Consider the following 18,010-nt stretch of genomic DNA (forward strand, 5'->3'; position numbering starts at 1 on the left):
CATGTCCGAAGCCACGCAAACCCAGAAGCGCCCGCTGCCGCTCAACCTGCTGATCACGGTGTTCATCGTGTTCTGGGTGGTGCTCGCCGCATTCCCCTTTGTCTGGACGGTGTGGGGATCGTTCAAGGTCGAGCCGGACTTCTTCTCCCGCGAGAGCTGGTGGAATGCCATTTTCGGCACCTATACGCAGGCCCAGACTGGCAGTGCCTTCACCGGCGATGGCTATTACGGTGCCTGGGTGACGCGCGAATTCTGGCGCGCCGTCGGCAATACCGCCATTGTCACCGTCAGCGTCACTGTGATCTCGCTGACGCTGGGCACGCTGGGCGGCTATGCCCTGGCGCGCTCGGGGCAGCGCTATGCCTTCTGGATCCTCATTGCGGCGCTGGTATTCCGCGCCATGCCGCATATCACCCTGGTCTCGGGCTATCTGCTGCCCTTCTTCCAGCTCAATATCTGGGGCGTGCTGCCCACGTCCATCATCGTGCTGGTGGCGATCAACCAGCCCTTCACGCTGTGGATGCTGCACTCGTTCTTCCTGTCGATCCCCAAGGATCTCGACGAAAGCGCCATGGTCGACGGCTGCTCGCGCTTCCAGGCCTTCCGCCGCGTCATCATTCCGGTCATGTGGCCGGGCGTCGTCACGACGGGCCTGTTCAGCTTCCTGCTCGCCTATAACGACTTCGCCACCACCTCGATGCTGCTGAGCGCCGACAACCAGACCATGGTGCCCAAGATCTCGAGCTTTCTCGGCTCGGTGCAGGAGGCAGGCAACGTCATGTATGCCGTCGCCGCCGTGGTCTCGGCCACCGTGCCGCTCTTCATCCTCGTGCTCTTCTTCCAACGCCAGATCGTCAGCGGGCTCACCGCCGGCGCTGTTAAGGGGTAATCCAGATGGCTCAGATCCGTCTCAAGAATGTGTCCAAGCGCTGGAGCAACTTCGTCGGGGTCGACAATTTCAACCTCGACATCGCCGACCAGGAATTCCTGGTCCTGCTGGGGCCTTCGGGCTGCGGCAAGACCACGACCATGCGCATGATCGCAGGCCTGGAGGACATCACCGAAGGCGAGATCTGGATCGGCGATCGCCTGGTCAACAAGCTCGAGCCCAAGGACCGGGACATCTCCATGGTGTTCCAGAGCTATGGCCTCTACCCAAACATGACCGTTTACGAGAACATCCGCTTCCCGCTCAAGGTGCGCAAGGTGCCGGCCGAGCAGCACCATGAGCGCGTCATGGCGGCCAGCAAGATGGTGGAGCTCGACGATTTCCTGCAGCGCCGGCCCGCAGCCCTGTCCGGCGGCCAACGCCAGCGCGTGGCCCTGGCCCGCGCCATCGTGCGCGAGCCCAATGCCTTCCTGATGGACGAGCCGCTGTCCAACCTCGACGCCAAGCTGCGCGTTTCGACCCGGGCGCAGATCAAGAACCTGCACCACACGCTCAAGCGCACCACCATTTATGTGACGCATGACCAGATCGAGGCCATGACGCTGGCCGATCGCGTCGTGGTGATGCAGAAGGGGCTGATCCAGCAGGTCGGCACGCCGATGGAAATCTACGACCGCCCGGCCAATACCTTTGTCGCCAGCTTCATCGGCTCGCCCGCCATGAATCTTGTGCACGGCGACATCGCCGATGGCGTCTTCAGCGCCGCCGGCATTCGCGTCGAGGGACTGTCCAGGGGCGTCAAGGGGCCGGTCACGCTCGGCTTCCGCGCCGAGGATGCGACGCTGGCCACCGACATGGGCCAGATCGAGGCACCAATCTACACGGTCGAGCTGCTGGGCGAGGCGACCATGCTCTCCATGCGCGTGGCCGGCGAACTGGTCTCGATCAAGGTGGGCAAGGATTATCGCGCCGAGATCGGCGACGTCGCCAAGGTCAATATCCCGCCTGCGGCCTGTCATCTGTTTGACCGGGCCACCGGTACGCGTATCGTGGCCGGCATCTGACATGTCTGCGCAGGAGCCAGCCCTGGCCATCGACCCCAATGAGCAGCGCCGCGCGGCGTTCGAGGCCAGCCTAGCGCAGCATGGCATCGCATTGTCGCCGCATGAAAGCGGCAGCGTCTTCAAGCTGGCCGCCTGGATGGGCGACGGCATTGCAGGCCTGGCCGAGACCTTTCCGGCACAAGAAGAAGACCTGTCGGCGATACTGGACCTGAGTTTTCTGGAGCAGGGCAGGCGCCTGCGCGACGGTCGGCTGACGTCGGTGGCCCTCACCCAGGCCTGCCTTGATCGGATCGCCGCCCGCGACGGCGCCTATCGCAGCTTCTATCGAGTCACCGCCGAACGCGCTCTGGCCCATGCTGCCAGGGCCGACGCCGAACTGGCCGCCGGGCAGGATCGGGGACCGCTGCACGGCATACCCGTCGGCCTCAAGGACCTGATCGATGTTGCTGGTCTGCCGACCACAGCCGACGCGCCGGGCCGCGCCGAGGCAGTGTCGGAAGCGGACGCCGCGGTTGTCACCCGGCTGATCGAAGCCGGCGCCGTGCTGATCGGCAAGCTGGCGACCTATGAATGGGGCACGGTTGGGCCCGACACGTCCGGCCTGTTCCCGCCGGCCCGCAACCCCTGGAGCCTCGACCATATCACCGGCGGCTCGTCCTCGGGCAGTGCGGCCGCGGTGGCCAGTGGCTTGCTGCGCACCACGCTGGGCACCGATACTGGCGGCTCGCTGCGTGGCCCGGCCTTCTATTGTGGCGTCGTCGGCCTCAAGCCGACCTTTGGCACAGTGCCCAATGCCGGCGTCCTGCCGATGGCGACCAGCATGGATCACGTTGGTCCGATCAGCGCCACCGTGGCCGAAGCGGCGGTGACGCTCGATGTCATAGCCGGCAGCAAGGCCGCGCGGCTGATCGGCGAGCCCGTCCGGGGCCTGCGTATCGGCTATGCCCGCAACTTTTTCGCCAGCGACAGCCAGACCATGCCCGCGGTCCTGACCGCCATGGATGCAGCCCTCTCGACGCTGTCCGAGCTTGGCGCGGTGGTCGAGGAAATCGAACTGCCCGACTATTACGCCATCGAGGTCGCCGCCGCCGCGATCCTGCATCGCGAGAGCTTCGACTATCACGCGGCGGCGCTGCGCGATCACCCTGACGCCTATGGACGCCGCGCCTTCCTGAGCCTGGCGGCCGGCGTTGCCGTCAGCGACAGTGACTTGGCGGAAGCCAGGCGGGCAGGGCAGCTGTTCCGCGACTCGGTCGATCGCCTGCTGGAGCGGCATGATGCCATCATCACCGTCGGCGCACTGACCACGGCCCTGCTGGCGGCTCCGTTCGAGAAGGAGGCGGTGTGGACGCCCATGCGGACCATCGGCTTCAATGTCAGCGGCCATCCGGTGCTGGCACTGCCCGTGGGCTTCCATCAGGGCCTGCCCATCGGCATGCAGATCATTGGCCGGCATCACGATGAAGCCCGGATCGTCCAGATCGGCGACGCCTTCGAGCGCGCCACCGATCACGCCGTCCAGCGACCACCAAGTCTGACCTGATCTGGCGAGGGTCTCGGCCTTCGACCATGGTCTTGGTTTACAAATTTGCATACGTATGCAATATGAACAGCAGCAAGAATACGGGAGCGACAAATGCCAGTCTGGCTCAAGCGCGGTAAGGATGTCGAGGAGCGGGCCGAGGCGGATCGCCAGGTTCGCGCGACGGTAGAGGCCATCCTTGGCGATATCGAAAAGCGTGGCGATGCGGCCGTGCGCGAGCTGTCGCAGAAGTTCGACAAGTGGGACCGCACCGATTTCCGCCTCAGCCAGCGCGAGATCGACGATTGCATGGCCCAGCTCACCGACCAGGACCTGGTGGATATCGAATTCGCGCAGACCCAGGTGCGCAATTTCGCCAAGGCCCAGCGCGCGACCATGACCGATCTGTCGGTCGAGACACTGCCCGGCGTGACGCTCGGCCACAAGCATGTCCCGATCAATGCCGTGGGCTGCTACGTCCCCGGCGGCAAATATCCGCTGCTCGCCTCTGCCCACATGTCGGTGATCACCGCCAAGGTGGCCGGCTGCGAGCGCGTCATCACTTGCGCTCCACCCTTCGGAGCCAAGCCGGCACCGGCCGTCGTCGCCGCACAGGCGATGGCCGGTGCCGATGAAATCTACGTGCTTGGCGGCATCCAGGCCATCGGCGCCATGGCCATCGGCACCGAGAGCATCGATCCGGTCGACATGCTGGTCGGCCCCGGCAATGCCTTCGTGGCCGAAGCCAAGCGCCAGCTGTTCGGCCGTGTCGGCATCGACCTCTTTGCCGGACCCACAGAAACCCTGGTCATTGCCGATGAGACGGTGGACGGGGAAATCTGCGCCACTGACCTGCTGGGGCAGGCCGAGCACGGCCCGACCAGCCCCGCCATCCTGCTGACCAATTCGGAGAAGCTGGCGCGCGAAACCATGGCCGAGATCGAGCGCTTGCTTGAAATCCTCCCCACGGGCGAAATCGCGCGGAAATCCTGGGCCGACTATGGCGAGGTGATCGTCTGCGAGGACTATGCCGAAATGCTGGTCGAGGCCGATCGGATTGCCTCCGAGCATGTGCAGGTCATGACCGACCGCGACATGTGGTTCCGCGACAATCTCACCAATTACGGCGCGCTGTTTCTTGGGCCCCGCACCAATGTCGCCTATGGCGACAAGGTCATTGGCACCAATCATACCCTCCCCACGATGAAGGCGGCGCGCTATACGGGTGGTCTGTGGGTGGGGAAGTTCATGAAAACCTGTACGTGGCAGACCGTCACGACCGACGCGGCTTCGGCCATGATCGGCGAATATGGTTCGCGCCTGTCGATGCTCGAAGGCTTTGTCGGCCATGCCGAACAGGCCAATATCCGCGTGCGCCGCTATGGCGGGCGCAATATCCCCTATGGCACCGGCGCAACGCCGCATATCGAGGCTGCCGAATAGCATGACCCTGCCGCGCACCCCCAGCTTTCGCCTCGACGGCAAGCGTGCCCTCGTCACCGGGGGCACGCGCGGCATCGGGCTGGGTGCTGCGGTGGCGCTGGCGGAGGCCGGCGCTGCCGTGACCATCGCGGCTCGTACCTCAGCCGACATCGAAACGGTGGTCAACCAGATGGCCGATGCCGGCCTGGCTGCCGAGGGCGTAGCGCTCGACATCACCGACACCGCGACGATCAAGGCCTTTGTCGACGATGTCGAACCCTTCCAGGTGCTGGTCAATTCCGCCGGTACGGCACGCCATTCCAGCTTCTTCGACATCACCGAGGCCAACTACCAGCTCGTGATGGACCTCAATCTCTCGGCCACCCTGTTTGTCTCGCAGGCCGTGGTGGCCCGACTGGTGGCAGCGGGCCTGCCGGGCTCGATCATTCATATCTCGTCGCAGATGGGCCACGTTGCCGGCCCCAACCGCGCGGTCTATGCCGCCAGCAAGTCTGCTGTTGAAGGCCTCTCCAAGGGCATGGCTATCGAGCTGGGTGCCCATAATATCCGGGTCAATACAGTCTGCCCGACTTTCATCGAGACCGAACTGACGGCGAAGAACCTCAGCGATCCCGAATTCCGGAGTTGGGTTCTTTCCAAGATCAAGCTCGGCCGCCTGGGCCGGATCGAAGACATCATGGGACCGATCGTGTTCCTGGCCTCCGATGCCGCGTCCCTGGTGACCGGCGCTTCCCTTCTGGTGGATGGCGGATGGACGGCGGAGTAAACAAGAAGCCGGGGGTGACCTCCTCGCAGGTCGCCGAGCATGCGGGCGTGTCGCAATCGGCCGTCTCGCGCACCTTCACGCCCGGCGCTTCCATCTCGTCCAAGACGCGGCAGAAGGTGCTGGCCTCGGCCAAGGAGCTCGGCTACCGGCCCAATGCCATTGCCCGTTCGCTGATCACCAACCGCTCGCGCATCATCGCCGTGGTGATGGCCTATCTCGAAAACCTGTTCTATCCCGACGTGCTCGAAGAGCTCGGACGCGCCCTCGCCGCCGAGAACTATCACCTGCTGCTGTTCACCGGCTTCATGGACCGTGACAGCGATCCGGTCTTCGACCAGCTGATGCAGTATCGCGTGGACGGCATCATCCTGGCCTCGACCTCGCTGTCGTCCGAGCTGTCCGAGGAATGCGCCACGGCCGGCATTCCGGTCGTGCTGTTCAACCGCACCACCGAGCGCGACGCGGTGTCGAGCGTCACCACCCGAAACAGGGAAGGGGGCAAGCGCATTGCCGACTTCCTGGTGGCCGGCGGGCACAAGAGCTTCGGATATATTGCAGGCCTCGAAAACTCCTCGACCAACCGCGACCGCCAGCAGGGCTTCATCGAGGGCCTCGCTGCCCACGGCATCACCGATGTTGCCATCGAGACCGGCAATTATTCGCGCATCGATGCCGAGACCGCGGCGCGCAAGATGCTCTCGCGGCCCGACCGGCCCGAAGCCCTGTTCGTCGCCAATGATCACATGGCCGTCGCCGTCATGGATGTGGCGCGCTACGAGTTCGGGCTCAATATTCCGCAGGACCTCTCGCTGGTCGGCTATGACGATGTCGGCCCGGCGCGCTGGACCTCCTATGGCATCACCTCGATGAGCCAGCCGCTCAAGCGCATGGTCGAAGCCACGGTCGATATCCTGATGGACCAGATCGCCAGCGGCGACATCGAAGCCGAGCACCGCATTCTCAACGGCGATCTCGTGGTGCGGACCTCGGCCCGGCTGCCCAGCAGCGGCATCGTCGAGCGCGACGGCCAGCAGATCTACCGGCCAAGGGAGTCGTGATGGCCATCCCCGCGCGCCTCGCCGACCTGCGGAGCCGGATGGCCAATGATTCCGCGCATTTAGCGCGCGCTGTGCATACGAATGCAAAAATTATCCCCGTTTGCGAGTGAAAGGACTGACCCATGACCAAATGGACCCAGACTGAAATGGAAAAGCGCCTGGTGCGCTATGCCGACCTCAAGGGCCTGCGCAACGCCTTCATCGATGCGCGCACGCCGGGTTCGGACCGCAAGGAGAATTTCACCATCATCGGGCCGGGCGTGTCGGAAAACCCCGCTCAGGTGGTGCATATCCCCGAGGCGCATGGCTTCAATGTCGGCGCGGCCCGCCAGCCCTTCGGCTGCACCAATTCCCAGCACAGCCACCTGACGGCGGAGACCTTCGTGGTCCATACCGGCAAGTGGCGCTTCGTCTTCGGCGCCAACAAGGACGAGGGCTATCTCGACGTCGAGCCGGGCGACGTGGCCACGGTCCCCACCCACATGTTCCGCGGCTTCGAGAAGCGCGACGAGGGCACCGGGTTTCTCTACGTGGTCCTGGGTCATGACGATCCGGGCAAGGTGGTCTGGGCGCCGTCGGTGTTCAAGATGGCCGAGGATTTCGGCCTCAAGCTGCTCAAGGGCGGCAAGCTGATCGACACGACGCTGGGTGAAAAGGTGCCGGAAGGCGCCGAGCTGGAACAGCCGCCGACGGCCGAGAAGCTCAAGGAACTGGCGACCCCGCCCATGGACGAGCTGGCAAAATATGCGCTCAAGCCCGAGCAGATGAAGGCCAACCCGAACTCGCCTTTGGCCGGCGAGGGCGTCGAGGAAGCCGCGCTGATCGGCGACGTCGATGCCGGTGACGGCTTCACGGCCGGCCCCATCGTCGGCCACTGGCAGCACGGCTTTGCCCTGCGCCGCCTCAAGCTTGCCACCGGCGCAACCATCGCGCCGCATAGCCGCAGCGAGCAGGAAGTGATCTTCGTGCAGTCCGGCACGCTCGAGGTGAACTGGGCCGACGGCAAGCTGATCATGGGTGCCGGCGATACGCTGACCGTGCCGATCGGCTTGGCGCACGGCTTCCGCAACCCGGCCTCGGCCGATGCCATCGCCTTCGTGGTCCGTGGTGCCGCCGCTCCGGCCGCACCGGTCTGGGCCACGGCGCAGGCGGCAGAGTAGCAGCTATGCCAACCATCTCGCCCGATGTCCTCGCCGCCCTGCGCAAGGCCGATACGCCGACTGTCTGCAACGCGCTCGAACATGTCATGGGCGGGCGCACCGCGGAGGGTTTCACCAAGACGCCCGTGGTCTGCGCCGATCCCGCCCTGCCGCCGGTCGTTGGCTTTGCCCGCACCGCCAAGATCCGCGCCTCCTCGCCGGCCCAGAAGCCGGCGGCCGAGGTGCGGGCCTTGCGCATGGAATATTACGAGTATGTCGCGGCCGGGCAGGGCCCCAATGTCGTGGTCATCGAGGACACCGACTATCCCCATGTCATCGGCGGTTTCTGGGGCGAGATGCAGGTGGCCCAGCACAAGGGCCTGGGCATTGCTGGCACGCTGACCAATGGCGTGCTGCGCGATCTGGGCATGCTCGACGAGGGCTATCAGGTCATCGCCGGCGCCGTGGGGCCGAGCCACGCCTTCGTGCATGTGACGGAACTGGACTGTCCGGTGACGGTCTTCGGCATGACCGTGCGGCCGGGCGATCTCGTCCATGCCGACCGCCATGGCGGCGTGGTCATCCCGGCCGAGCATATCGAACGCATGGCCTGGGCCATCGACGTCGTCATGCGGAAGGAAGTGCCGATTTTGACCGCGGCCAGGGCACCGGGCTTTACGGTGGAAAAGCTGAGGGCGGCTTGGATTGAGGCGGACAAGATCAAGTGAGATCTCAGCGCCTTCCTCTCCCGCTTGCGGGAGAGGGGGACCACGCGTAGCGTGGTGGAGAGGGGAGCCCACACACGAGGCTATTGTGCGGTCACCAGACTTCATCCGCGACCGCGCGAAGAACCTGCGTCGCAACATGACGGGGCCGGAAAGGACGCTGTGGTTTCTGCTGCGCCGCAATAGTCTGGGCTGGCACTTCCGACGCCAGCATCCCATTGGCCCCTTCATTCTCGACTTCTACTGTGCCCCGCTGAAGCTCTGTGTCGAGGTCGATGGGCCGGTTCACATCGACCTGGCCGAACGCGATGCGCGTCGTACCGCCTGGCTACAGCGGCAGGGCATCACGGTGTTGCGATTCTCTACGGAGGAGGTGGAGGTGCGCCCGGCAGCCGTCATTGCTGCTATCGCGGCTGTGGCGCCCCCCTTTACCGCCTGACGGCGGTCCCCCTCCCCCGCAAGCGGGGGAGGAAAGCCCGCTAGATTTTCGCCTGCATGCGGTCCAGCCGCAATTGCGCTGCCCGGCGATGCCCTTCCAGGCCTTCGCTGGCCGACTGGCGGGCGGCGGGCGGGGCGACCTGCTTGACGCCTTCTTCGCTGAGCCACTGATGCGTGGCGATCTTGACATAGGCGCCGACCCAGAGCCCGCCGGTATAGGCGCCGGCGCCCATGGTGGGCAGGGTGTGGTTGGTGCCGCTGCACTTGTCTGAATAGACCACGCTGGCCAGCTCGCCGATGAACAGGGAGCCATAATTGCGCAACTTCAGCGCAAACGCCTTGGCGTCGGCGGTGTGCACCTGTAGGTGCTCGGCGGCGATGAGGTCGGAATAGGCGATCATGGCCGCTTCGCTGTCGCAGACGGTGATCTCGCCATAGTTGATCCAGGCTTCGCGGGCGGTATTGGCCGTCGAGAGGGTCTGCAGCTGCTTCTCGACCTCGACCAGAGTGGCCTCGGCCAGGGCCCGGTCGGTGGTGATCAGGCCAACGCGGGTGCGGATGTCGTGTTCGGCCTGGGCCAGCAGGTCAGTGGCGATCATCTCGGCATCGCCGGTCGCATCAGCGACGACAAAAATCTCAGACGGGCCAGCGAGTTGGTCGATGCCGACCGGGCCGAACACCTGGCGCTTGGCCTCGTTGACGAAGGCATTGCCGGGGCCGACGATCTTGTTGACGGCGGGTACGCTTTCGGTGCCATAGGCCATGGCGGCGATGGCCTGGGCGCCGCCGATGCGGAAGATGCGGTCGGCGCCGGACAGCACGCAGCCGGCGATCATCGCCTTATGAGCGTTTGGAGGAAGACACGCGATGACCTCGTCGACGCCGGCCACCTTGGCCGGGACGATGGTCATGATCGGTGCGGAGAGCAGGGGATAGCGCCCGCCTGGCACGTAGCAGCCCACGCGCTGGATCGGGATGACGCGGTGGCCCATATGCACGCCGGTGAGGGTTTCGACCTCCAGCGGCAGGATGGTGGCGAGCTGCGCCTGGGCAAATTTGCGAACATTTTCAATGGCAAATTCGGTGTCGGCCCGCGTCTGCGGATCAAGCTCGGCCAGCGCTTCCGCGCGCTCGGCCTCAGTCACTTCGAAGACGGCAATGTCGGATTTGTCGAACTTCGCCGAGTATTTGCGGACCGCGGTATCACCGTTCTTGCGGACATTGGCGATGATCTCGCTGACCAGCGTTTCGACCGGGGCATTGTCGCCGATCGAGGAGCGTTCGGGCGCCTTGATATAGGTGACGCCGGGCAAAGGCGCGGCGGGAACAGAGGTCATCGCTGGTATCTCCGAATAGGCGATTGATGCCAGCACGCACAAGCATGCCGGTGTTTTGCTGCAAGCCTGCTGGCACATTTCGTGCGGCCAGCCTGCTGTTTTTCATCTTGCATACGTATTCAATTTTTGCCAGAGTTTTTTGGCGGATTGGTCTCGGTCTTTCGTCGGGACGACGCGCGAAACAAATTGCGATGAACGAAGTTATCCCCGCCTCGTCCCAGATGGAGGGCGCCGTCACGGTGCCCCTGCCTTTGCTGCTGCTGCCCGGAACGGTTTGCGACGCACGCCTCTTTGCGCCGCTGCTCAAACGGCTGGCACTGCCGGTGACCAGGGTCATCGACATGACGGGTGAGGCCACGACCCCGGATCTGGCCAGGCGTATCCTGGCCGAGGCGCCGGAGCGCTTTTCGCTGCTCGGCTTTTCGCTCGGCGGCATCGTGGCACTCGAAATGGTGGCGCAGGCGCCCGAGCGGGTGGCGCGGCTGGCGCTGGTGGACACGACGCCGTGCAGCGATCCCGCAGCCAATGCCGACAAGCGGCGTGCCGCTGTCGCCAGGGCGCGGGCCGATGGCATGGACGGATATATTCTCGACGCCTGGAGCAATCTTGTTGCGCCGCGCAATGTCGACGACGCCGATCTGCAGGCATTGATCCTGGCCATGGCGCGCGATGCCGGCCCTGATGTGCTGGCCAGCCAGTCGGAAGTGGCGATCCATCGCCTCGACAGCCGGCCGCGCCTCGGCGCGATCAAGGTGCCGACGCTGGTGCTGGCCGGCGAGGCCGAGCGGATCTGCCCGCTCGAGGCGCATCGCGAGATTGCCGACGGCATTCCCGGCGCCTGGCTCTTTACCATTCCCGATGCGGGGCATTTCGCCCCGCTTGAAAATCCGTCCGCAGTGGCGCGTCATATACGCAACTGGCTGGACTGGACCGACAGCAATCAAGCCATTACGGCCGACCACCAAGGAGCGATCATGAGCGACAGCGAGAGCAACCCCAAGGCCAAGGGCGGCGCGCCCTCGCTCCGGAATTCGGAAAACGTGCTGCAGGTGGAGCGCCGCGACTATCCGGACCTGGCGCCTACCAACCGCAAGCGCAGCCAGTCGCTGGAAGGCTTCGACGACATCTATACCGACATCGTCGACTACATCATCCGCTGCACGCACAAGATCTGGGACGAGCGCGATATCGGGCTGATCTACACCCATTACACGCATAACTGCGTGCTCTATGGCACCACCGGCACGATCTACAACCGCGAGGACGTGGTGCGTGACACCATCCAGCGGCTGGTGAGTTTCCCCGAGCGGCGCGGCATGGGCACGCAGGTGATCTGGAACGGCAATGACCAGGACGGCTTCTACACCAGCCACCTGGTGACCGGCTCGGGCCGCCATACCCAATATGGCCATCTCGGCCAGCCCACCGGCCGGCCCTTTGTCAGCCGCACGATCGCCGACTGCATGATCCACCGCAACAAGATCTATCGCGAATGGGTCGTGGCCGACCAGATGGCCATCATCAAGCAGCTCGGGCTGGACCCCAACCATTTCGCCATGCGCACCGCCAAGCAGAAGTTCGACGCTGGGCTGACCTCGCTCGATATCGGCGAGAACCGCCGGTTTCTGGGCCAGACTCCGCCGGCCGAGAAGGCCGATACGTCGCTGGCGCATAACGACGTGGAAGCCCAGACCATCGAGATGCTGCACGAGGTCTTCACCAAGCGCATGTTCGGCAAGATCGCCGAGGTCTATGCCCCCAATGCGCAATATCACGGCCCGCTGATGAAGGAGCTCTATGGCGTCGCCGCCATCGTGCACCAGCATCTGGGCCTGATCGGCTCGCTGCCGGATGCCTCCTACGAAATCCAGCATGTCGCCTCCAACCCCTGCGAGGAGGGCGGCACCAAGGTTGCCGTCCGATGGATCATGGAAGGCCACCATCTCGGCTATGGCATCCTGGGTGAGTTGGGCGACCCGACCGGCAAGCGCGTCCAGGTGATGGGCATGAGCCATTATCACTGGAAGGACGGCAAGATCGTCGACGAGTGGAATGTCTATGACGAGCTGAGCCTGCTCGTACAGGTTCGCCTGGGCCAGCTCGCCGAAGCGGCCTAGCGCAAAAAAGAAGAGGTGCCGTAGCACCCCTTCAATCTCTGTCGCAGTGACTGCGCGGCTTACTGCGCGGTCTCTTCTTCCTCGGCGCCTTCAAGTGCCTCCGGCGGGCAGACGCCATCGACCATCAGCTCGGGCGGGCAGAGCGGCTTTTCAACCTCGGTGCCTTCGGGCGCAGCTTCCTCGACGGGAGCGGCTTCCTCAGCAGGCGCAGCCTGCTCGGCCGGTGCAGCGTCCTCAGCCGGAGCGGCATCGGCAGCCGGGGCCGCAGCTTCAGGTTCAACAGGCGCGGCCAGCTCGGCGGCAGCATCAGCCTCTACCTCGGCTTCGGCATCGGCAGCCACGGGTGCCGCAGCGTCAGGGGCAGGGGCCTCAGCTTCGGGTGCCGGCTCGGTTGCCTCGGGCGGGCAGACGCCATCCACCATCACCTCAGGCGGGCAGGGCGGCTCGGCGGCGGGATCCTCGGCCGCAGGGGTCGCAGGATCAGCAGCCGGCGCTTCGGCATCCGCTGGAGCGGCATCACTGGCCGGAGCCGCAGGGTCTGCTGGCGCTGCCTCGGCAGGCGCCGCATCGGCATCGGCCTCAACCTCGGCTTCGGCTCCCGCCGTAGCGCCAGCAGTGCCACCTTCCTCAGCGATCACGGCCGGTGCCTCGGCCTCTTCCACCGCTTCGGCAGGGGCCGCTTCTTCAGCCGGCTCCGCCACGTCCTGGGTGAAGACCTGGACGGAATTGCCTTCAGCGGCGACGGTCGCAGTGGCCGGATCGGGAGCCTCCTCGACGTTGTAGACCACGATCTCCTGGTTGATCTGCTGCTCGATATAGGTGACTTCGATCACGTTATTGGTGACGATATCGCCCTCAACGACCACCGGCCCGAGAAACTGCGTCTGGGCATAGTAGTCAGGCTGATCGACGCCAAAGACGATGCTGACCGACAGTTCCGGCTCGACGAAGCGCTCGGTGGGGACATAGACCCAATAGCCTTCCGGCAGCTCGTCGCGCACGATTTCCACCGAAACGGCATAGCCCTCGCTTTCCGGCGGGAGCGGCGCCCAGCCGATGATGTTGTCGCTACGGCGCCAGCTGACCCAAGCCGGAGCCCATTTCGTGCCGGGCACCCAGCACCAGCCGAGATTGTCATCATCGAGCCAGCGGCCATAGTGATAGGTCGCCCAGGCAAATGGCTCATCGGAAGCGAAGTACCAGCCGTAATCGGCGAGATAGAGCCAGCGACCCTGCGTATAGGGACGCCAGTCGGCGTCAACGCCGGTCGGGCAGAAGACATGGCGGTATTGCGGGTGGCGCACCCAGACGCCATGCGGCTCGAGTTCGTTGAAGAACAGATCGAAGCTGATGCTGACTGATTGGGCCTGGACCGACTGGACAGCCAGTGGACCAACGGGCGAGAGGGCAGATGTCGACAGCAGGGCGCCGACGAGAGCAAGGCGGGCGAATAGTCTGGATTTCATCATGATTTCCTCCACTTGAATGACGCCCCCCGGCAATGAAACGGGCCGCCCGATGGGCGGCCCGCATGGTCTGGATTAGTTGCTGACTTCGGCCGCAACCACGGTGCCGGGCGAATAGACCACGGTGCGGTTGCTGAGATCGACGAAGTAGACGCGATCCTCGGTATAGAAATAGCCGTAGGTCTCGTCGTTCTCGATCGTGTGCACTTCGATGGTCTCGGGCACCACGAAACCGACATCGACGTCACCCTCGATCACCACCGGCTCGGTGGGGTTGAGGCGGACATATTCGACGGACGAGGCTTCGACACCGGCCGCAGCGCCGAGCGTGGCGCCGGTAAAGCCGCCGATCACCGCGCCGATGGGCCCAAAGATCAGGCCGCCGACCACAGCGCCGGTGGCGCCCCCGGCGGTACCGCCCACAACTGCGCCAGCATCTGCGTCGGCCTTGACCTCCTGTGCCATCACAGGGGTAGCGGCGAGTGCAATCACGGCGACGGAAGCGAGAAGCAGGTTCTTCATATCTATTCTCCTTCTTGGCTTGCATTCCAAGCAAGCGATGAGCAGGAGAATGAATATCTAGATATCTGGTTCCAGAATTCTGCAACTATAAAGTATTACAGGTTGCTTACAGCCGTTGTAAGCCAATTGTAATTTACAAATATTTCAACAATGGCTGAACTATTGTGGAATTGCGGCGTTATATGGGCAGGTTTTGCCATAGATGGAGAGATGATATGCTCACGCTGCTGCTGGTTCTGTCCTTTATCGTCATGGCCGGACTCGCGGCAGCGGGCCTGTTGCTGAGCGCCGAGGACCAGGGCGCCGGCCCGGAAGCGGGCCGTCCCAGCCTATCCGACTTCGCGCCGGTCAAGCCGCGATAGCGGTAGGCCGACGCTCACCATGAGCCCGCCCAGGTCCGCCCGGCCAAAGGCGATGCTGCCGCCATTGAGCGCAAGGATTTCCTGCGCGATCGACAGGCCCAGCCCGGTTCCGGGCAGGCTTTCGTCGAGACGGTGACCGCGTTCGCCCAGCCGGGAGGACTGGTCATCTGAAATGCCCGGCCCGTCGTCGCAGATTTCGAGCACGGCGCGTGGCCCTTCGCGCCGGCTGGTGACGACTACCCGGCTGGCCGCCCACTTCGATGCATTCTCCATCAGCACGCCGACCAGCTCCATCAGGTCCTGGCGGTGAATATCCACCGCATAGTCGGCCCCCAATTGCGCGATCCAGTGCAGGTCCTCGCCACGACTGGTCTTCTTGAGCACGGCCACGGTGCGCAAGACGGTCGTGTTGAGCGATGAGCTGGCATTGTCCGAACCGGTACGCGGCCGCAGCACGGACAGGCGCAGCTGGTAATCGACGCGCTCGGACATCTCGAAAGACAGGTCCTGCAGCAGATCGGCATCATGGGCGTTACCGGTCTGGCGGAGCCGGTCGGCAATGCCATGCAGGGCCGCCAGCGGCGTCTTGAGGCCATGGGCGAGGTCAGCCGCGCGGGCGCGGGCCCGATCGCTCATCACCTCCCGCACTTCGAGCAGGCCATTGATTTCGTCGACCATGGAGTCGAGTTCGCTGGGAAATGTCCCTTCCAGCCGGGACGTTTCGCCATGCCGCACGGCCTCGATGGCCTGGCGGATGCGGGAAACCGGCCCCAGGCCGAGCCGCAGCAGGAGGTAGGCCGCGGCGAGGATCACCACGCCGAGCAGGGCCAGCAGCTGGCTCGCATCCACCAGGAAGGCCTGCGTCGCGCGGTGGATCGGGTCGTAGTCCTCGCCCACCGTGACCCTGTAGGCCTGCGGGCCCGCCGGGCCATCGATGCGCAACTGCCGGGTCAGCAGGATCAGCTGGCGATTGTCCGGTGCGGTTTGATGGAACACACCCTCAAAATCGGCAGGCACCGCGATATCTTCGTCCCACATCGAGCGCGAGCGGCTGATGGCGCCGCTCTCCAGCGCCTCGATCTGCCAGTAGCGGCCACCCAGGGGCGTGGCATAGCGCGGGTCGGGCATGGGCTCGGCAAGGGCAGGGGGCTCGGCCCCCACCACGATGGAGGCCGCTAGCCGCGTCATGGCCGCCTCCATGTTCTCGCGGGCGCCACGCTCCATATTGATCGTGAACAGATATTGCAGGACCAGCGCGGCGGCCACGAGGGAGATGACGACCCAGACCAGTGCCAGCGCCATCAGGCGCAGCCGAAGCGAACGGATGTTCAATATCCGTCACCCAACGTGTAGCCGAAGCCGCGGCGGGTCTTGATGATATCGGGCGCCAGGCGCTTGCGCACCCGGGCAACAAGGACTTCGACGACATTGGAATCGCGCTCGAAATCTTGGTTGTAGATATGCTCGGTGATCTGCAGTTGCGACAACACCTTGCCCCGGTTCTGCACCAGGTAGGACACGAGCTTGAACTCCTGCGGCGACAGATCGATCGGCAGACCATCATTGGTCACTTCCATCGTGCGCAGATTGAGCCGATAGGGCCCAAAGGCGATCAGCGACGTCGCATGGCCGTTGACGCGGCGCACCAGCGCCCGCAGGCGCGCGGCGATCTCCATGACATGGAAGGGCTTGACGACATAGTCGTCGGCGCCGGCTTCGATGCCCTCGACGCGCTCCTCCCATTGAACGCGCGCAGTCAGGATCAGCACCGGGGTCATCAGGCCCGCCTGGCGCCAGCGCTTGAGCACGGTCAGGCCATCGATCTGCGGCAGGCCGAGGTCCAGCACGATGGCGTCGAAATCCTCGCTGTCGCCGCGATACCAGCCGGCCTCGCCATCCCGCTCGCGCTCGACGAGAAATCCGGAACGGCCCAGGCCCGCGGCCAGGGTCTCCGCGATGCGGTCATCATCCTCAACGACGAGAACCCGGGTCATCTTACCTCGATATAGGCGCCGGAACGGGCGTTGTAATATTCGGTGCCGACCCGGCCATCCGGCGTCAGGACCTTGACCGCATAGATCAGGATGCGCGGCGTCCGCACCAGTTGCGCATCGATGATCTGCCCGCCGGAGCGCGCCTGCACGCCCGGGAGCAGGGAGGACAGCGACACGGCCTGGCCCGACTGGACCATGGACAGGATGTCTTCTTCCGGTACCAGTGTCGGCTCGCTGAAAGGGGGCGGCGAAGGCGTGCCGGGCTCGCTGGCTCCAGCGCCATTGCCAATGCCGCTGTTATTGCCGCTGCCCGCATTGCCTGCGCCGTTCCCGGCATTCTCGCTCGCCGCATTTCCGCGGCCGCCATTGCCACCGTTGCCGGGATTGTCGCTATTGCCCGGACTGCTGCTGTTGCCGGCGTTTCCGCTATTGCCGCCATTGCCGTTGTTGCCCGCATTGCCGTTCCCGTCGCTGTTTCCCTGGGCGAGCGTGGGCGCCGCTGCGGCCAGTAGCAGAAATACGGCGATGAGAAGTCTGGCTGTCATGGTCCAGATATACCCCAGTCAAGCTTACAATACGCTGACAATGCATCTCAGCCGCCGCTCAACCAGCGCATGCTAGAGAATACGAACCATTGTTCGGGTGTCCCATGCCACCTCGATCAGCGGTCCATCGAAAACGGCCGATACCGAGCGCCATACGCCCCCCGTCGCTTGGTGTCGGCCGTGCCTTTATCCATCACCATCGACGACAAAAAGGCGAGCGCCGCTTGGCACTCGCCCTTTGTAGGTTTGTCGCTTGTGGCGACTAGTCGGACTGGCGTTTCTGCCGGATCAGGTCACCGACATTGTCGAATTCCTCGGGATAGGCATCGACGATGTCCTTGGGGTTGCCGGCGGCGAGGCCATTGTCGCGCGTGCGCAGGTACTGGAACATCTCGCCCGGCGTCGCATGGACGGTGCCATCTTCCAGCACGTAGGTCTTGGGGGATTTGCGCTCGTCCGCATGCGTTCCGGCAATGCCGCCCAGCAGTGCGAGACCAAGTCCCATGACTGCGGCCTTTTTCAGTGACGTGTTCATTTTCTGGCTCCGTATCTGTTGTGACAGCCGGAGGTGGCCGTCGCGACTCAGTTTTACGGCAAGCGACATGGGCTGGGCCTGAGCCGGG

At 64.5% G+C, this 18,010-nt stretch carries 18 protein-coding genes; 11 read left to right on the top strand and 7 right to left on the bottom strand.

The annotated features are described in order from the left end of the window. The first annotated feature begins 1 nt into the window (after window position 1). The 9 genes from ACLI1C_RS08430 to ACLI1C_RS08470 all read left to right on the top strand — a co-directional run bounded on the left by ACLI1C_RS08430 (window position 2) and on the right by ACLI1C_RS08470 (window position 9,045). Window positions 2-889, top strand: coding sequence for a carbohydrate ABC transporter permease (locus ACLI1C_RS08430; RefSeq protein ID WP_411396420.1), 888 nt, complete (start codon window positions 2-4; stop codon window positions 887-889). A 5-nt stretch (window positions 890-894) separates the two neighbouring features. Continuing rightward, the gene (locus tag ACLI1C_RS08435) at window positions 895-1,953 is read left to right on the top strand and encodes an ABC transporter ATP-binding protein (RefSeq protein WP_411396421.1); all 1,059 of its coding nucleotides are present in this window, start codon (window positions 895-897) and stop codon (window positions 1,951-1,953) included. A 1-nt stretch (window position 1,954) separates the two neighbouring features. Then, a complete protein-coding gene (locus tag ACLI1C_RS08440) occupies window positions 1,955-3,496 on the top strand; it encodes an amidase (RefSeq protein ID WP_411396422.1) in 1,542 nt (513 codons plus the stop codon). A gap of 93 nt (window positions 3,497-3,589) precedes the next feature. Further along, entirely contained in the window at window positions 3,590-4,918 is a 1,329-nt protein-coding gene (gene hisD, locus ACLI1C_RS08445) for a histidinol dehydrogenase (RefSeq protein WP_411396423.1), read from the top strand. Window position 4,919: 1 nt separating this feature from the next. Continuing rightward, entirely contained in the window at window positions 4,920-5,684 is a 765-nt protein-coding gene (locus tag ACLI1C_RS08450) for an SDR family NAD(P)-dependent oxidoreductase (protein ID WP_411396424.1), read from the top strand. Then, window positions 5,669-6,742 (top strand): LacI family DNA-binding transcriptional regulator, encoded by a 1,074-nt coding sequence (locus tag ACLI1C_RS08455; RefSeq protein ID WP_411396425.1) that lies wholly within the window; start codon window positions 5,669-5,671, stop codon window positions 6,740-6,742. The genes ACLI1C_RS08450 and ACLI1C_RS08455 overlap by 16 nt, the downstream gene beginning before the upstream one ends. Window positions 6,743-6,864: 122 nt before the next feature. Beyond that, entirely contained in the window at window positions 6,865-7,902 is a 1,038-nt protein-coding gene (locus ACLI1C_RS08460; protein WP_411396426.1) for a cupin domain-containing protein, read from the top strand. A gap of 5 nt (window positions 7,903-7,907) precedes the next feature. Further along, entirely contained in the window at window positions 7,908-8,609 is a 702-nt protein-coding gene (locus ACLI1C_RS08465) for an RraA family protein (RefSeq protein WP_411396427.1), read from the top strand. 85 nt (window positions 8,610-8,694) lie between these two features. Beyond that, entirely contained in the window at window positions 8,695-9,045 is a 351-nt protein-coding gene (locus tag ACLI1C_RS08470) for an endonuclease domain-containing protein (protein WP_411396428.1), read from the top strand. A gap of 40 nt (window positions 9,046-9,085) precedes the next feature. Here ACLI1C_RS08470 and hisD (ACLI1C_RS08475) read toward each other — a convergent pair whose 3' ends face one another. Next, a complete protein-coding gene (hisD, locus tag ACLI1C_RS08475; protein WP_411396429.1) occupies window positions 9,086-10,381 on the bottom strand; it encodes a histidinol dehydrogenase in 1,296 nt (431 codons plus the stop codon). A 191-nt stretch (window positions 10,382-10,572) separates the two neighbouring features. Here hisD (ACLI1C_RS08475) and ACLI1C_RS08480 point away from each other — a divergent pair, with 191 nt between their 5' ends. Further along, entirely contained in the window at window positions 10,573-12,498 is a 1,926-nt protein-coding gene (locus tag ACLI1C_RS08480) for an alpha/beta fold hydrolase (protein ID WP_411396430.1), read from the top strand. 59 nt (window positions 12,499-12,557) lie between these two features. Here the strand turns inward: ACLI1C_RS08480 and ACLI1C_RS08485 are convergent, their stop codons facing one another. Together ACLI1C_RS08485 and ACLI1C_RS08490 are read right to left on the bottom strand one after the other, a co-directional pair. After that, window positions 12,558-13,967, bottom strand: coding sequence for a DUF6600 domain-containing protein (locus ACLI1C_RS08485; protein WP_411396431.1), 1,410 nt, complete (start codon window positions 13,965-13,967; stop codon window positions 12,558-12,560). A 72-nt stretch (window positions 13,968-14,039) separates the two neighbouring features. After that, window positions 14,040-14,486: a DUF1236 domain-containing protein gene (locus ACLI1C_RS08490; protein WP_411396432.1), complete on the bottom strand. Its 447-nt coding sequence runs from the start codon at window positions 14,484-14,486 to the stop codon at window positions 14,040-14,042. 215 nt (window positions 14,487-14,701) lie between these two features. Here ACLI1C_RS08490 and ACLI1C_RS08495 point away from each other — a divergent pair, with 215 nt between their 5' ends. After that, window positions 14,702-14,848 (top strand): hypothetical protein, encoded by a 147-nt coding sequence (locus ACLI1C_RS08495; protein ID WP_411396433.1) that lies wholly within the window; start codon window positions 14,702-14,704, stop codon window positions 14,846-14,848. On the opposite strand, the gene ACLI1C_RS08500 is transcribed toward ACLI1C_RS08495, so the two are convergent. From ACLI1C_RS08500 to ACLI1C_RS08515, 4 genes are all read right to left on the bottom strand, one after another. After that, complete coding sequence (locus ACLI1C_RS08500; RefSeq protein WP_411396434.1) at window positions 14,816-16,180, bottom strand: sensor histidine kinase; 1,365 nt, start codon at window positions 16,178-16,180, stop codon at window positions 14,816-14,818. The two genes, ACLI1C_RS08495 and ACLI1C_RS08500, sit on opposite strands and share 33 nt — an antisense overlap. After that, a complete protein-coding gene (locus ACLI1C_RS08505) occupies window positions 16,177-16,842 on the bottom strand; it encodes a response regulator transcription factor (protein ID WP_411396435.1) in 666 nt (221 codons plus the stop codon). Before ACLI1C_RS08505 ends, ACLI1C_RS08500 begins: the two co-directional genes overlap by 4 nt. Then, a complete protein-coding gene (locus ACLI1C_RS08510) occupies window positions 16,839-17,387 on the bottom strand; it encodes a PepSY domain-containing protein (RefSeq protein WP_411396436.1) in 549 nt (182 codons plus the stop codon). Before ACLI1C_RS08510 ends, ACLI1C_RS08505 begins: the two co-directional genes overlap by 4 nt. Before the next feature lie 262 nt (window positions 17,388-17,649). Continuing rightward, entirely contained in the window at window positions 17,650-17,922 is a 273-nt protein-coding gene (locus ACLI1C_RS08515; RefSeq protein WP_411396437.1) for a hypothetical protein, read from the bottom strand. Between the last annotated feature and the right edge of the window lie 88 nt (window positions 17,923-18,010).

Source organism: Devosia sp. XGJD_8 (assembly GCF_046614475.1).
Classification (GTDB): Bacteria; Pseudomonadota; Alphaproteobacteria; order Rhizobiales; family Devosiaceae; genus Devosia.

Bases quoted from the DNA above. Each gene is read 5' to 3' on its own strand.
- ACLI1C_RS08430 (WP_411396420.1), top strand. From the start codon at position 2: ATGTCCGAAGCCACGCAAACCCAGAAGCGCCCGCTGCCGCTCAACCTG.
- ACLI1C_RS08435 (WP_411396421.1), top strand. From the start codon at position 895: ATGGCTCAGATCCGTCTCAAGAATGTGTCCAAGCGCTGGAGCAACTTC.
- ACLI1C_RS08440 (WP_411396422.1), top strand. From the start codon at position 1,955: ATGTCTGCGCAGGAGCCAGCCCTGGCCATCGACCCCAATGAGCAGCGC.
- hisD (WP_411396423.1), top strand. From the start codon at position 3,590: ATGCCAGTCTGGCTCAAGCGCGGTAAGGATGTCGAGGAGCGGGCCGAG.
- ACLI1C_RS08450 (WP_411396424.1), top strand. From the start codon at position 4,920: ATGACCCTGCCGCGCACCCCCAGCTTTCGCCTCGACGGCAAGCGTGCC.
- ACLI1C_RS08455 (WP_411396425.1), top strand. From the start codon at position 5,669: ATGGACGGCGGAGTAAACAAGAAGCCGGGGGTGACCTCCTCGCAGGTC.
- ACLI1C_RS08460 (WP_411396426.1), top strand. From the start codon at position 6,865: ATGACCAAATGGACCCAGACTGAAATGGAAAAGCGCCTGGTGCGCTAT.
- ACLI1C_RS08465 (WP_411396427.1), top strand. From the start codon at position 7,908: ATGCCAACCATCTCGCCCGATGTCCTCGCCGCCCTGCGCAAGGCCGAT.
- hisD (WP_411396429.1), bottom strand. From the start codon at position 10,381: ATGACCTCTGTTCCCGCCGCGCCTTTGCCCGGCGTCACCTATATCAAG.
- ACLI1C_RS08480 (WP_411396430.1), top strand. From the start codon at position 10,573: ATGAACGAAGTTATCCCCGCCTCGTCCCAGATGGAGGGCGCCGTCACG.
- ACLI1C_RS08485 (WP_411396431.1), bottom strand. From the start codon at position 13,967: ATGATGAAATCCAGACTATTCGCCCGCCTTGCTCTCGTCGGCGCCCTG.
- ACLI1C_RS08490 (WP_411396432.1), bottom strand. From the start codon at position 14,486: ATGAAGAACCTGCTTCTCGCTTCCGTCGCCGTGATTGCACTCGCCGCT.
- ACLI1C_RS08495 (WP_411396433.1), top strand. From the start codon at position 14,702: ATGCTCACGCTGCTGCTGGTTCTGTCCTTTATCGTCATGGCCGGACTC.
- ACLI1C_RS08505 (WP_411396435.1), bottom strand. From the start codon at position 16,842: ATGACCCGGGTTCTCGTCGTTGAGGATGATGACCGCATCGCGGAGACC.
- ACLI1C_RS08510 (WP_411396436.1), bottom strand. From the start codon at position 17,387: ATGACAGCCAGACTTCTCATCGCCGTATTTCTGCTACTGGCCGCAGCG.
- ACLI1C_RS08515 (WP_411396437.1), bottom strand. From the start codon at position 17,922: ATGAACACGTCACTGAAAAAGGCCGCAGTCATGGGACTTGGTCTCGCA.